Origin of the sequence: Streptomyces cyaneus, from assembly GCF_004028635.1 — a bacterium.
Lineage (GTDB): Bacteria > Actinomycetota > Actinomycetes > Streptomycetales > Streptomycetaceae > Streptomyces > Streptomyces cyaneus.
This window is the reverse complement of sequence record NZ_RQJW01000007.1, coordinates 446,998-460,540: the sequence shown is the minus strand read 5'-3', so window position 1 is coordinate 460,540 and position 13,543 is coordinate 446,998. Positions and strand designations below refer to the sequence as shown.

The window sequence follows — 13,543 nt, the reverse complement described above, 5'->3', positions numbered from 1 at the left end:
CTCGCGTCCTCCTGTCAACTCCCGCGAGCCCGCCGAAGTTCCAGCCGCCGATCATCGTTCGACGACGGGCGGCGGCTGGAGCCCGCCCTCCGGGCCGACGACGGAACTGTCGGACAGGTCCTGGCCGCCCCGGCGCTCGGGCCGCGGTGCCGTGCTCCGGCGTTGCACGAGCCGGGTCGGGACCAGCGTGGTGCCGTGGGCGGTGCCGTCCTGCCGCATCTTGCCGATGACGCCCTCGACGCAGAGGCGGCCCACCTCGGCGAAGTCCTGGTGGATGGTGGTGAGCGGGGGCAGGAAGGACGCGGACTCGGGGATGTCGTCGAAGCCGATGACGCTGACGTCGTCGGGCACCTTGCGGCCGCGTTCGTGCAGGGCGCGCAGCAGGCCCAGTGCCATCTGGTCGTTGGCGGCGAACACCGCCGTGCAGTCCTGCTGTTCGGCGAGCCGGAGGCCGGCCCGGTAGCCCGACTCCGCCGACCAGTCGCCGCGCACCAGCGGCGGCGGGACCGCGCCCGCCTCCGCGAGGGTGGAGCGCCAGGCGTTGGCGCGGCGCTGGGCGGCGAAGGAGTCCTCCGGCCCGGCCAGGTGCCACACCGTGTCATGGCCGAGGTCCAGCAGATGCCGTACGGCGTCGCGGGCGCCGCCCGCCTGGTCGGTGTCGACCACCGTGTAGCGGTCGCCGGCGTCCGAGTCGGCCACCACGACCTGGACGCCGGGCGGCAGCGAGACCGTCGCCGCGTCGAGCAGATGGATCTCCATGATGACGATGACCGCGTCCACGGCGAGTTCCCCGAGCCGGGAGAAGGCGCCGTTCACCTCGTCCTGGGTGGGGACGGCGACGGGCAGCAGTGTGACGGCGTAACCGTGCTGGGCGGCGGAGGTCGCGATCGCCTCCAGGGTGCGGATGTTGCCCATGGTGGAGAGGGAGAAGGTGATCACGCCGAGGGTGCGGAACTCACCGCGTCTGAGTGCCCGTGCGGCGCTGTTGGGCCGGTAGCCCAGCTCCCGCATGGCGGCGAGGACCTGTCGGCGGGTCTCCTCGTTCACGCCCGGGAAGCCGTTGGAGACGCGGGAGACCGTCTGGGAGGAGACGCCGGCGATCCGCGCGACGTCGGCCATGGAGGCGCCCTGGCGGGGGCGGGCGGCACGCTTTCTCGCGCCCACCGCTGTGCTGTCACCGTCCGCTGTGCCCACTTCGTCCCCTCGCTCCCCGGGCTGCGCAACTTTCGGCCCGGAACGACTCCTTGACCCCTGAGATTCGGACAGTGTAGACATCCCGCCAGCGCATGTTTACGTAAACATTACGAGCCAGAACCATACGAGAACGCACCGAATCGCACCGAACCGCACCTCTGCGGTCCCGAAGAGCTGGAGTACTCGAGATGGCACACCGCACCCGTAAGAGAAGCCTCCTGGGGATCGGCGTCACGGCCCTCGCGACCGGGACCGTACTGGCCGCAACCGCCCTGCCGGCCGCGCACGCGGACACGACCGCCACCGCCGCGGTCACCGTCCAGCCCGACCCCTCGTACAAGCACGAGAAGTTCGAGGGCTGGGGCACCAGCCTGGTCTGGTTCGCCAATGCCACCGGCGACTATCCGCCCGCGATACGCGAGAAGCTCGCCAAGCTGCTCTTCGGTGACGACGGCCTTGCGCTGAACATCGCCCGCTACAACATCGGCGGCGGCAACGCCCCGGACGTCAAGGACTACCTGCGCGCCGGCGGCGCGGTCGAGGGCTGGTGGAAGGCCCCGGCGGGCACCACCCGCGAGGACGTCGACTGGTGGGACGCCGACGACCCCGCCGACTGGAACAACAAGGCCGACAAGACTCAGCGCTGGTGGGTCGACCGCATCAAGAAGGACATCACCCACTGGGAGACGTTCAGCAACTCCCCGCCGTGGTTCATGACCGAGAGCGGCTACGTCTCCGGCAACTTCGACGCGGGCAAGGACCAGTTGAAGGCCGAGTCCGTGGACGACTTCGCCAAGTACCTGGTGGGCGCGACCGAACGCCTGGAGAAGGCGCACGGCATCAAGGTCGACACCCTGGACCCGTTCAACGAGCCGAACACCAACTACTGGGGCACCAAGCTCGGCGCGGACGGCGAGCCCGTCGGCGGCCGTCAGGAGGGCGCCCACATCGGCCCCGAGCTCCAGCAGAAGGTGATCCGCGCGCTGGCCCCGACCCTGGCGAAGTCCAAGTCCGACGCGGAGATCTCCGCGATGGACGAGACCAACCCCGGCACCTTCGCCACCAACTGGAACTCCTACCCCCAGGAGGTCCGTGACCTCGTCGGCCAGATGAACGTCCACACCTACGGCACCAGCCAGCGCACCACCGTGCGCGACCTGGCCAAGGCGGCCGACAAGCCGCTGTGGATGAGCGAGGTCGAGGGCGACTGGGGCGACGGCCAGAGCTTCACGGACATGCGGCCCGGCCTGGGCCTCGCCCAGCGCATCGTCGACGACCTGCGTGAACTGGAGCCCAAGGCCTGGGTGTTCTGGCAGCCCGTCGAGGACTACGACAACATGAAGCCGGGCGGCGAGTCCGCGAAGGGCGGCAACTGGGGCTCGATCCAGCTGTCGTTCAGCTGCACGTCGAAGGACACCCTGGAGTCCTGCCCGATCTACACGAACACCAAGTTCGACACGGCCCGGAACTTCACCCACTACATCAAGCCCGGCGACCGGCTGATCAAGACGAACGACACCTCCAGCACCGCGGCGGTCTCCCGCAAGGGCGACGCGGCGACCGTCGTCCACGTCAACAGCACCACCGAGGCCCGTGAGGTCACCCTCGACCTGTCGAAGTTCGGCCGTATCTCCTCCCGTGCCACCGTCACCCCGGTGGTGACCAGCGCCGACGGCAAGCTGGAGCGGCACAAGGCCGTCCCGGTCACCGGCAAGCAGGCCACGCTCACCGTCCCCGCCCAGTCCGTGACCTCGTTCCTCGTCAAGGGCGTGTCCGGCGTCGCGAAGGACGCGGCCGAACTGCGCGAGGGCCACACCTACCGGCTCACCGGCGCCCAGAGCGGCAAGGACCTCACCATCGCCGACAACGGCACCGGCCTGGTCATCAAGAGCGCCAACGCCTCCGAGCCGAGCGGTCAGCAGTGGCGCCTCGAGCAGATCAGCGGCATCGACAACCGCAAGCGGTACGCCTTCACCGAGGCGACCGCGGGCAAGCGCCTGGCGGTGCGCGATGGTGCGCTGGTGGCCGAGCCCGACGAGGGCACCCGCGACAGCGCCGCCCAGTGGATCATGTCGTCGACCGGGGACGGCACCTGGACCCTCGTCAACGCCGCCACCGGCCGCCTCGCGGACGTCGGGGGCCAGTCCACGAACGACGGTGCCTCCGTCGGCGTGTGGCTCGCGAACTCCGGCGCCAACCAGCGCTGGACGGTGACCGACGTGACGGGTGACGCCGCCGCGCAGACCGAGTAGCGCGTCAGCCCGTCAGCGACTCGTCGCGCGGGTCCGCCTGCGACGCCCCCGCCTGTCGCCGCCTCACCCCGGCGGCGGTGGCGGGGGCGTCACTGGTCCGAATAGCCGATGTCCCCGATGGTCCAGGCGCTCACGTCCTCCAGCGCGACGCGGTACATGCCTCCCGTGTCGGGGATGCCGAAGCTGCCCTGGAGGATCCGGGCGACGTGGAAGTGCAGGTGTGTGGGCCGGTCACCGTGCTCCGGCGGACGGTCGCCGCTGTCCTGGAGCGAGGTGAACGCTGAGGCGAACTGCCTCAGGTGCTCGGAGTCCCGCAGGACTTCGGCCACCCGCTCCTTCCACAGGGCTTCGGGGGCGAGCCGTCCTGTGATGACGGCTCCCGGAATCACCACGGTCAGGGACATCCGGCTGCTGTGCCTCGACTCCACCATCGCGGCGATCGCGACGAGCAGGTCGTCAGGGTGCGTCATGCCTAGGGAGCCTAGCCGGACGACGGGTGAAGCGGTGTGCCGGGAGCGGAGGCGTCACCAGCCGAGCGCACCTTCGTCAGCCTGCCTGGCCGGGGCGGAGGCGGCGGGAGGCGCGTCGTGGCAGGTGAAGCCGAGTCGGGTCAGGGCCCGGCGCATCTCACCCGCGGTGAAGTCGCGGCGGTTCTGCCGGGTGATCACTTCGCCGACCTGCATCACGGGGTAGACGCGGTGGTCGATGGTCACGGACACGCCGGTGACGGGTTCGGGCGTGATGCCGCTCATCGAGTGCTCGACCTCGCTCTTGATCAGGTCGAACGGGAAGTGGGCGATGACACAGCGCATGGATGCCTCCACGGAGTCGGGGGAGAAACACCGGGAAATATGAAAAGCCTGGCCTCTCGGCGGTGCAGCCGAGCCGTCAGTAATCCGGGAACTCCGGAAACTCCAGGAACTCCGGGAACGCGGCGAACCAGGGCAACGCGGTGAACTTGGGGAAAACAATGGGCTGGGGCCCGCACCCCAAGAGTGCGGGCCCCAGCCACATGGTTTGTGTCAGCGTCAGGCAGGAACGATGTTCTCGGCCTGCGGGCCCTTCTGGCCCTGCGTGACGTCGAAGGTAACCTTCTGGCCTTCCTGAAGCTCGCGGAAGCCGCTGGTGGCGATGTTCGAGTAGTGGGCGAACACGTCAGCGCCGCCGCCGTCCTGCTCGATGAAGCCGAAGCCCTTTTCCGCGTTGAACCACTTCACGGTGCCAGATGCCATATTGAATCTCCCTTGGGGGGCCATGCCGGAGTCCGCACTTTACGGACCCGAGTCGCCGCGATGATCACCCCTCCGGAAGCATCCGGAAAGCTCTGCAAAGAAACAAGTCTCTGGTAACCAAAACTGCAACCGGTATCACGTTAACACGGACCGGGCCCAAACCCCCACGTTTTTTCGGCCCCGTACAGGAATTCTTATCCCGCCGTGGTGGGTAATTCTGTATCGGCCGGACTAGATATCTGCGACGTGCTCGGCCAGCCTCCGACTCATTTCCCGGTTCCGGCGGAGGGCGTCGTCGAGCTGGTCCTCGAGCGAGATGATGCGGCAGGCGGCCTCGACGGGGGTGCCCTGGTCGACGAGTTCGCGGGCGCGGGCCGCGATGCGCAACTGGCGGCGGGAGTACCGGCGGTGGCCGCCTTCCGAACGCAGGGGCCTGATCAGCTCGGCCTCGCCGATGGCCCGGAGGAAGGCGGGGGTGGTGCCGAGGACGTCGGCGGCCCTCCCCATGGTGTAGGCGGGATAGTCGTCGTCGTCGAGGTTCCCGGCGGCAGGGGCGTTCTCAGGGGGCATGGCACCTTCGTTTCGGGGACGCGTGACAACCCTAGCGCCGGCGGGTAGGGACATGTGGTCCCGCCGCGACAGACTTTCTCTCGCCGCGCGGGTCGCGCCCCGAAGGGTCAGCGGACGGGACGCCGACGGACGCGCCGGGACGTCATCACCCCGAAGAAGGCCATGTCGGCCACGAAGAGCACGACACCGATGGCCAGCAGATAGCCCAGGCCGTCCGCCGCCGCACCGATGATTCCCAGGACCACGGCCACCAGCAGGAGCAGCAGAAACGTCACCATCGGCCCGACACCTCCTGGCGGTCAGCGACGCGCGAGTTGGCGTTCGCCGTGGGAACCCGGCTTGTAGGCGAGGCCGTAGTAGCGGAAGACCGTCTCCTCCTGCTCGGCGGGCAGTACGTCGTCCGTCCCGATCGAAGGCGCTTTGCGCACGGTCGCCTTGGTGTGGGTGACCTTGACATAGCCGGGCCCCAGGACCGCCTCGTCGAGCGGGACGAAGACCAGCCGCTGACGGGTGGGCAGCCCCGTACGTACCGTGGCCATGGCCGGTTCGTCCGTGGTCGTGTCGACGTAGACGGCTTCGAGGCTGCCGATCTTGTGACCCTTGGGGTCGACCACGTCCTGCTCGCGCCACTCCCGGACATCGGCCGCGCGGATCATGCCGGCCTCGTGTCTCGGCCGGCGAAGCGGCGGGCCGGCGCACTGCTCGGGCCGGGCAGTCTCGCGGGCGGGGGATCGGTACCGGGCACTGTGCTCACCTGCCTGTGCGATTCCGGCGGCGGCTCGCGGTCGGCGGACGGCTCGGAGCCGGCGGGGAGGCCGGGAGCAGATCTCCTGGCCTTCTCGTTCCACGCTACTCCTGCGACCGGCCGCCGGCCCGGCTCGCCGGTGTGGGTACGCGGGCGGTCCTGGCCCGGACTTGGGCGGGAGTACGGTGAAAGTGCCGAGGGCTCTTCGTGTGCCCGCTGCCGCGCGGTGCCGTTCTCGGCGAACCACGACGCCGGGCCGGGCCCGTCCGGACCCGGGGCAGGATCCGCCTCATGGCCTTGAACGTGCCCGACCGCAGAGGTCGGCAAGCGCCGTCGCCCCTGGAAGCGGAGCGCATCCGCGCGCTGTCCCGCCGACAGATCGAGGACCGGTACAAGGAACTCGGTGATCTGTACGCGGAGACCTCCGGGGGCGACCCGCGGGCGTGGAACCAGGCCCGCGCGCTGTTCCTGCACCGGCTCGCTGTCGAGGTACAGCGACCGGGGTTCGCGCTGCTGGTCGCCGAGCGGGGCGTGCTCCAGGGGCCGGCCGAGGTGGGTGGGACCGCCGGTGCGCAGGACCTGACTCACCGTTGGGAGGGCGTCGTACTGACGGGTTGCGCCTACGGCTTTCCGGTACCCGTGCAGGAGCCCTGGTGGCGAGGTCTGGACGGGTATCTGCCGCGGGATCTGCTCCGGCTCGCCGCCTGCGGGAGGCTCTTCGCGATCTCCGGGCTCATCGTCGACTCCCGGGTGCGCACCCACCACCCGGGCCGTGACTGGAACCTCGCCCGGCGCCTGCAGCGGCGGTTGCTCGCCGACCGCACCGCCGCACTGGCCGACCATCCGCCCGTGCTCGGCGTCACGCTGGTGGACCGCGCCGACACCGCGACCCTTCGGGCCCTACGGTCCTGGGGCTGGCGCCCGGTGCGGACCGACGGCCGGGCCACGCCCCTGGCGGCGCCGTGCCACGCCCTGGTCATCGGCCCGTGACGGCGCGAGCGGGCCTCGACGGACCTCTACCGGCAGGTCCTGGCGGCCGACATCCTCGTGCCGGCTGTCGCCGCGACTACGACAACCCCGAGCACCGGTAGCCGACCGCGCCGCCGCTCCAGGGCCCGCCGGACCCCGTTCGGGTCTCTCAGCGAGGTCGGTTACTGTGCAGGGCGAAGTGGCATGAAGGGGGCAGAGCAAGGCGGAGGGCAGGGCTGTGGCGGACGAGGGGCGGCTGGTCGCCGGGCGTTACCGGCTCGTCGAGCCCGTCGGCAGCGGCGGTATGGGCACCGTATGGCTGGCCGAGGACGAGGTGCTGGCACGCCGGGTCGCGCTCAAACGGCTCCACACGCAGCCGCATCTGTCCGACGGCGAGGTCGCCACGCTGTACGAGCGCACCCGCCGCGAGGCGCGCAGCGCCGCCCGGGTCGTCCACCCCAACGTGGTCGTCGTGCACGACGTCGTCGAGGACGAGGGCCGGCCCTGCATCGTCATGGAGTACGTCCCCGCGCCCACCCTCGGCGACGTCCTCAAGGGCGGGCACACCCTGCCGCCCGCGGAGGCCGCCCGCATCGGCCTCGGCATGATCGCCGCCGTCCGGGCCGCGCACGCCGCCGGCGTCCTGCACCGCGACATCAAGCCCGGCAACGTCCTGCTCGGCGCCGGCGGCCGGGTGGTCCTCACCGACTTCGGCATCGCGCAGACCGCCGGTGCCTCGACGCTCACGCAGACCGGGGAGATGGTCGGCTCCATCGACTTCATGGCCCCGGAGCGCATCCGCGGCCAGAAGCCCGGCCCCTCCTCCGACCTGTGGGCGCTGGGCGCGACGCTGTACCAGGCGGTCGAGGGCAGGCCGCCGTACCGCCGGGACACCGCCATGGAGACGGCGTACGCCATCGCCGTGGACCCGCCGGCGCCGATGCGGCAGGCCGGTCCGCTGGAACCGCTCATCGAGGTCCTGCTGTCGAAGAACCCCGAGGACCGGCCCACGGCGGAGCAGACCGAACGGGCCCTGCGGGCCACCTGGTCCGGCGGCTCGACGACCACGCAGTCGGCCGGGATCGCCCACGACACCCAGGACGGCCCCGCCGCCCACGCCGCTGCCCCGGACGCGGCACCGACGTCGTCGACGCGCCCGACCCCGCCCGCGCCGCCGGAGAAGGGCGGCCGGGGCGGCCGTAAGCGAGGGCGGCGCACTGTCGTGGCCGTCGCTGTCGTCGCGGCGGCGGTCGCCGCGGCCGGCACGCTGTTCGTGTCCTCGCAGGGCGACGGCGACGGGGCCGACAGCCCCAGGACCAGCAGCGCACCCACCCCGTCGACCGCCCCCTCGCCCGTCCCCGACGGCTACCGCCTGGTCCGCGACCAGCAGCTCGGCGTCTCCTTCCCCGTCCCGGACGGCTGGACGCGGAAGAAGGGTGCGGCCGACGAGGTCACCTACACCGACCCGACCGGCCTGGCCGGCATCACCATCGGCATGGTGGACCCGGCCGGCTCGCACCCCATCGAGCACTTCAAGGACATCGAGGCGAACACCAAGGCCAACTACCCCACGTACCGCAGGCTGCGCATGCAGAAGACCACCTTCAAGGACAAGCCGGCCGCGGTGTGGGAGTTCACCTTCCACGGCCGCGCCCGCGTCTTCCGCGCCATCGACCTCGGATACGGCACGGCGGGCGGCCGGGAGTACGACATCTACCTGTCGGCCCCGGACGCCGAATGGGGCACCTACCGCCCCGTGTTCGACCGCGTGCGCGACGGCTTCGCCGACTAGCTCAGGAGGGCGGCAGGCAGCTCAGGAGAACAGCAGCCGCCAGGTCAGCGGTCCGGGGTTGCCGTCGGCGTCGCCGCGCAGTTCCTTGCGGGACTTCTGGAAGTCGCGGACGTTCAGCCGGTCCGCCTCGCCCCAGTTCCTGCTCGGGCCGACCTTGTAGTGGTCGCCGAAGCCCCGCTTGACCAGCTGCTTTCCGAGCTGGAGGACGTACGCGTTCGAGGCCCCGGCCACGAAGTACTTGCGTCCCGGGAAGGCGGGGACCTTCGGCTTGGCGGGTGTGGTCGTCGCCGGGGTGTCGTCGTCCACGTCCAGCTCGGTCTTCGCGTACTTGATGATTCTGGCGAAGTCGATCGCGCCGGGGTCGCCGTGCACGTTCTCGGGCACGTGCATGTGCCCGCAGACGCCCTTGAAGTCCGTCCACTGCGCGCCCGTCAGCCGCTGGCCGCCGCTGCCGTACGACGTGGGGTACGCCGGCCACGACTTCGGCCCCGACAGCGGTACGCCGTGCTCCTCGTGCATCCAGGCCAGGAAGCGGGCGACGCCCTGGAGCGCCCAGTCGGGCGCGTCCGGCCAGTAGATGTGCGCCCGGTCCGCGGCCTTCCACTTCGCGTGGGTCTTCGGGTCGCAGGTGCCGACCAGCTCGACCTGGCACACGTTCATGGTGTTCGTCTCGACGCCGCCGCGCAGATTGACCAGCGCCCTGGAGGAGGTCTCTATGTCGAAGTGCTGGTACCACTTCAGCTTCTTGGCGGCGAAGTCGGGGACCGCGGTCAGGTTCGGTGCGGAGGAGCCGCCGCCGTAGCCGGGCAGGGTGGGGCCCTCGGTGGTGTGCAGGACGACGACGTTGACCTGCATCGGGTCGCCGCCGAAGTCGTCCTGGTACCAGTTGGCCCGGCTCGCGCCGGGGTATCTCTGGGGTCCCGTCTTGGTGCTCATCACAGACTCCTGAGGTGAGTGGGGTTCGAGGTGGGGGCCGCTGCCGGGGCCATGGGGCCCGCCGCGCGCAGATGCCGGTCCAGGCGGGCCGGATCGGCGTCGGCACCGTCGCGCCCGGCCAACTCGCGGGCGAGCGCGGCGTGCCGCAGCTGTCGGGAGGACGGCGTCTGGGTGCTCAGCACCACGTCGCGGGGCAGCTCGGGCAGCCGGTAGCGGCCGGTGCCGGCGGCTGCCGGGTCCGCGTCCCAGACCAGGATCCGGGCGGTCACGGCGGCGTCGATCAGCGGCAGCAACTGGTCCGGTGCCAGACCCTGGGCGGCGGCGAGCAGACCGACGTCCAGCCACTCGCCGTCGGCCGCGGCGTACGTGAGCATGGTCCGGGCCGCGTCGGGCAGCTCGACCAGTCGCGCATGGAGGATGTTGCGTACGGCGGCCGGTACCTGTGCCTGCGGCCCGGTGCGCCGGCCGGGCGGGAGCCTGAGCAGCTCGGCCAGGGCGAACGGCTGCCCCTCGGCACGCCGGTGCAGCGCCGCCGCCTCCTCGCCCGCGTCCTCTTCGCCCAAGCTCGCCTCGCCCGTGCCTTCTTCGCCCGTGCTCTCCGCGCCGTGCGCCGCGAGCAGTTCGGCCACGTCGTCGACGGTCAGCGGCTCCAGCGTCAGCCAGGTCGCGCCGAGCAGGGCCAGATCCGCGAGCAGGATGCTGGAGACGGGGGCGTCGGGGTTGCGCAGGGTGCACACGAAGACGACCGGGGCCTCCCGCAGCACCTGGGCGAGCCGCCTCAGCAAGCGGTGGAAACCCTGCGGCGCCCGGTCGAGATCGTCGACGACGACCAGCGTGGGTCCCTGCGTGAGTTCACGGACGACCGTGGCGAGCGGGTCCTTCTGCGCCACCTCGTCCTCGGCGGAGTCCTCGCCGTCCTGCCGCAGCGCGTCCAGGAGTTGGACGGTCGGGCAGGTCTGGGAGATCCCGCGGTTCCCGCTGAGCGCCTGACCGGCCCGGGTGCGGGCGACGGTGAACCCGGCCGCCGCGGCCCGGGCGGACAGCTCCTGAAGCAGCCGGGTCTTGCCGGACCCCTGCTCCCCGGCCACCACGGCCCACTGGGGGCGGCCCGCGGCCCCGGCCGACAGCAGGGCGGTCAGCTGCGCGGTCTCTTCGCCGCGCCCCACGAAGGGCACGACGGCGGTCGCGGCGGGTTCGGGGTACGGGTGCCCGGACACGGCGGTGAAGTCGAGGCCCGGGGTGAGGGACGGGCCGGGCGCAAACGCGGCGGCGCCGAGAACGACGGCGTCGTGCCGCAGGATCGCGGTGTGCAGGTCCCTCAAGTGGGGGCTGGGGTCCAGGCCGAGCTCCGTGGCCAGCGTGTCGCGGAACCGCTCGTACTGCCGCAGCGCCTCGACCGGACGACCCGCCGAGTACAGCGCACGCATCAGCAGCGCCCAGGACGTCTCACGGAGCGGGCCCTTGAGGATCAGGTCCTCGGCGACGTCGATCGCCGGTTCCGTCTCACCCTGCTGGATAAGGATCGTGGCCTGCAGTTCCCTGGCGTCGTGGAGGGCGGCGTCGAGCCTGGTGCGCTCGCGTATCGCGAAGGCGTGCTCGGCGGCCTCGGCCAGCGCCTCGCCGCGCCACAGCCCGAGCGCCGCGTCGACCGCCTGCCGCGCGGCGGGGAGCCGACCGTGCCTGAGGGCTTCGCGGGCCCTGCTCACGGACTCCTCGAAGAGGGTCGTGTCCCTTGCCTCGCGGGGCACCTTCAGGGCGTATCCGGCGGGGCTGCTGACCAGCATGGTGGACCGGCCCTGCCGTACCGGGTCGAGGACCGCCCGCAGTCGGCTGATGTGGGCGCGCACGGAGGACGCGGCCCCCGTCGGCCGGTCCGTCGGCCACAGGTCGCGGCACAGGGTGTGCTGGGAGACGGGCCGGCCGTCCTCGATCAGCAGTCGGACGAGCAGCAGCCGGCGCTGCCGGGGCCCCAGATCGAGTCCGGCGCCGTCCTTCAGCACTTCGACGGGGCCGAGCACGCCGAACCGCATCTCGTGTCCGTGAGGTGAGTTCACCGGTTGGGCCCTCCTGGGCGACGCTGGGTTGTACGAAGGGCCAGGCCGATCGGTCAAGCAGTCAACCAATGGTGCATTGCTCGGCTGTTGTCCGTGTGTTGTTCGCGCCGAACCATCTCCTGCTGTCTCGTTCGGCGCCCGCCGCAACTACTTTTGCACCGCAAAAGTAGTTGCTACGATGGGTGTACTTGCTCGCCAGGAAAACGAGGGGGACTCCGTCGTGTCTCAAGCCCAGAACCCCGCCGCGGACGCCGCCGCGGCCCTGCGGACCGCCGAGCGGGCCCGCGCTGCCGCCGCCCGGCCGCAGTCGGCGCCCGGATGGTTCCCGCCGCTTCAGGGGGTGCTCTTCGCAGGGTTCACGATCGGGATCTTCGGCTTCTCGGGGCCGGACGATCCCGCCGGCGGCCTGTGGGGGAGCGTCGGCGGCTGCCTGGCTGCCGTCGCCTACCTCGTCCTGCATCTGCTCGTGGTCCGGCGCTCCGGCGTCGTGCTGTGGCCGGAGCAGGACCGCAGGGCGCGACTGAAGGCCCAGCTGGTGCCGCTCGCCGTCTTCGCCGCCGGGTGGCTGGCCGCCGTCCCGGCGGGCCGGAGCGTGGGTGCCGTGGTCTCCGGGCTGCTGGGCGGAGCCGCGCTGGCCGTGATGACGGCGCGGTACGGCGCCGGCGCGGCGCGCGGCGATCGCGAAGAAGGTGCGTCCCGATGAGCGACAGAGGTCTGCCGGAGCTCGACGAGGTGATCCACCACCCCACCCGGCTGGCGCTGATGGCGTTTCTGTCGGGTTGCGCCGAGGCCGAGTTCGGGGCCGTGCGGGACTACTGCCAGGTGTCCGACGCCAGTGTCAGCCGGATCACCTCCGCGCTGGAAGTGGCCGGATATGTACAGGCGCGCAAAGGTTACATCGGCAAACGTCCGCGAACTTGGCTCGCTCTCACGCCCGCCGGACGCGAGGCCCTGAGTCGCCATCTGGCGGCGCTGCAGGACCTCGCCACCTCCGCCAGTCAGGCGGGAATGCGCAACTCCGCGCCCACCGACCTGGACTGAGCCGACACGGATCGGGATGTGCGCTTACGGGAATCGCGCGAAGTGCGCTTATGGGATTCGCCAGAGGTGCGCGCACGGGAATCACGATCGGCGCCCATCCGGTGTGCGAGGACCGCGGTCTGGACCCGGTTGGTCGTGCCGAGCTTGGTGTAGATGGCGCTGAGGTGGTCCTTGACGGTGGCGGGGCTGAGCAGCAGGGCGCGCCCGATCTCGGCGTTGGTCAGCCCCTCCGCCAGCAGGGACAGCACATCGAGCTCCCGGTCGGACAGGTCCGCCGCGCGGGAGGGGGCCTCCTTCTGCGGCCGGGCCTGGAGGTGGCCGACCACCGAGCGGGAGGCCGACGGGGCGAGCGCGCTGCTGCCGGAGGCCAGCAGCCGGACGGCGTTGACCAGGTCGTGCGGGACGGTGTCACGGAGCAGGAAGCCGGTCGCGCCGGCCAGCAGGGAGTCGACGACGAAGCGTTCGTCGGCGGCCGAGGTGAGGACCGCGACCTCGGGGGGCGCGGACTGGGCCCGCAGGGCCGTCAGGAGGGAGAGCGTGTCCTTCCTGCGTCGCTCGTCACTGAGCAGTACGACGTCGGGGTCGTGGGCGGTGGTGGTCTCCACTGCGTCGGCGTAGTCGCAGTCGGCCGGGACCCTTATGTCGTGGGCGTCCTCCAGGATCCTTTGCAGACCGGCACGGAACAGTACGTCATCACCGACAATGATCAAGCGGATCATGGTCTGTCTCCCCGTTGATGCTTGTGAACCGAAGGTCAG

15 protein-coding genes are annotated in these 13,543 nt (G+C 71.2%); 5 read left to right on the top strand and 10 right to left on the bottom strand.

Going from position 1 to position 13,543, the window contains the following annotated elements:
- Window positions 1–51: 51 nt before the first annotated feature.
- The gene (locus EHO50_RS27540; protein ID WP_128434051.1) at window positions 52–1,119 is read right to left on the bottom strand and encodes a LacI family DNA-binding transcriptional regulator; all 1,068 of its coding nucleotides are present in this window, start codon (window positions 1,117–1,119) and stop codon (window positions 52–54) included.
- A 263-nt stretch (window positions 1,120–1,382) separates the two neighbouring features.
- Between EHO50_RS27540 and EHO50_RS27535 the strand changes: the two genes are divergently transcribed.
- A complete protein-coding gene (locus tag EHO50_RS27535; protein WP_128433878.1) occupies window positions 1,383–3,446 on the top strand; it encodes a glycoside hydrolase in 2,064 nt (687 codons plus the stop codon).
- An 89-nt stretch (window positions 3,447–3,535) separates the two neighbouring features.
- On the opposite strand, the gene EHO50_RS27530 is transcribed toward EHO50_RS27535, so the two are convergent.
- The 6 genes from EHO50_RS27530 to EHO50_RS27510 form a co-directional block, all read right to left on the bottom strand.
- Complete coding sequence (locus EHO50_RS27530) at window positions 3,536–3,916, bottom strand: hypothetical protein (RefSeq protein WP_128433877.1); 381 nt, start codon at window positions 3,914–3,916, stop codon at window positions 3,536–3,538.
- Between the two features lie 54 nt (window positions 3,917–3,970).
- Window positions 3,971–4,258, bottom strand: coding sequence for an SCO5918 family protein (locus tag EHO50_RS27525; RefSeq protein WP_128433876.1), 288 nt, complete (start codon window positions 4,256–4,258; stop codon window positions 3,971–3,973).
- 216 nt (window positions 4,259–4,474) lie between these two features.
- A complete protein-coding gene (locus tag EHO50_RS27520) occupies window positions 4,475–4,678 on the bottom strand; it encodes a cold-shock protein (RefSeq protein ID WP_007383480.1) in 204 nt (67 codons plus the stop codon).
- Window positions 4,679–4,909: 231 nt separating this feature from the next.
- Window positions 4,910–5,248, bottom strand: a complete 339-nt coding sequence (locus EHO50_RS27515) for a helix-turn-helix domain-containing protein (RefSeq protein WP_128433875.1) — start codon at window positions 5,246–5,248, stop codon at window positions 4,910–4,912.
- 107 nt (window positions 5,249–5,355) lie between these two features.
- Window positions 5,356–5,526 carry a hypothetical protein gene (locus tag EHO50_RS44160; RefSeq protein WP_164904957.1) on the bottom strand — a complete coding sequence of 57 codons (171 nt, stop codon included), beginning with the start codon at window positions 5,524–5,526 and terminating at the stop codon, window positions 5,356–5,358.
- 21 nt (window positions 5,527–5,547) lie between these two features.
- Window positions 5,548–5,904 carry a PRC-barrel domain-containing protein gene (locus tag EHO50_RS27510; protein WP_128433874.1) on the bottom strand — a complete coding sequence of 119 codons (357 nt, stop codon included), beginning with the start codon at window positions 5,902–5,904 and terminating at the stop codon, window positions 5,548–5,550.
- Between the two features lie 380 nt (window positions 5,905–6,284).
- Here EHO50_RS27510 and EHO50_RS27505 point away from each other — a divergent pair, with 380 nt between their 5' ends.
- Window positions 6,285–6,983, top strand: a complete 699-nt coding sequence (locus tag EHO50_RS27505) for a hypothetical protein (protein WP_128433873.1) — start codon at window positions 6,285–6,287, stop codon at window positions 6,981–6,983.
- A gap of 217 nt (window positions 6,984–7,200) precedes the next feature.
- A complete protein-coding gene (locus tag EHO50_RS27500; protein WP_128433872.1) occupies window positions 7,201–8,754 on the top strand; it encodes a serine/threonine-protein kinase in 1,554 nt (517 codons plus the stop codon).
- A 21-nt stretch (window positions 8,755–8,775) separates the two neighbouring features.
- Here EHO50_RS27500 and EHO50_RS27495 read toward each other — a convergent pair whose 3' ends face one another.
- On the bottom strand, window positions 8,776–9,690 hold the full coding sequence (locus EHO50_RS27495; protein ID WP_128433871.1) for a peptidoglycan-binding protein: 915 nt from the start codon (window positions 9,688–9,690) through the stop codon (window positions 8,776–8,778).
- On the bottom strand, window positions 9,690–11,744 hold the full coding sequence (locus EHO50_RS27490) for an ATP-binding protein (protein ID WP_246101480.1): 2,055 nt from the start codon (window positions 11,742–11,744) through the stop codon (window positions 9,690–9,692). The genes EHO50_RS27495 and EHO50_RS27490 overlap by 1 nt, the downstream gene beginning before the upstream one ends.
- A gap of 220 nt (window positions 11,745–11,964) precedes the next feature.
- Between EHO50_RS27490 and EHO50_RS27485 the strand changes: the two genes are divergently transcribed.
- Together EHO50_RS27485 and EHO50_RS27480 are read left to right on the top strand one after the other, a co-directional pair.
- A complete protein-coding gene (locus EHO50_RS27485) occupies window positions 11,965–12,447 on the top strand; it encodes a hypothetical protein (protein ID WP_128433870.1) in 483 nt (160 codons plus the stop codon).
- Complete coding sequence (locus EHO50_RS27480) at window positions 12,444–12,785, top strand: transcriptional regulator (protein WP_128433869.1); 342 nt, start codon at window positions 12,444–12,446, stop codon at window positions 12,783–12,785. Before EHO50_RS27485 ends, EHO50_RS27480 begins: the two co-directional genes overlap by 4 nt.
- Here the strand turns inward: EHO50_RS27480 and EHO50_RS27475 are convergent.
- On the bottom strand, window positions 12,743–13,504 hold the full coding sequence (locus EHO50_RS27475) for a LuxR C-terminal-related transcriptional regulator (RefSeq protein ID WP_128433868.1): 762 nt from the start codon (window positions 13,502–13,504) through the stop codon (window positions 12,743–12,745). The two genes, EHO50_RS27480 and EHO50_RS27475, sit on opposite strands and share 43 nt — an antisense overlap.
- Between the last annotated feature and the right edge of the window lie 39 nt (window positions 13,505–13,543).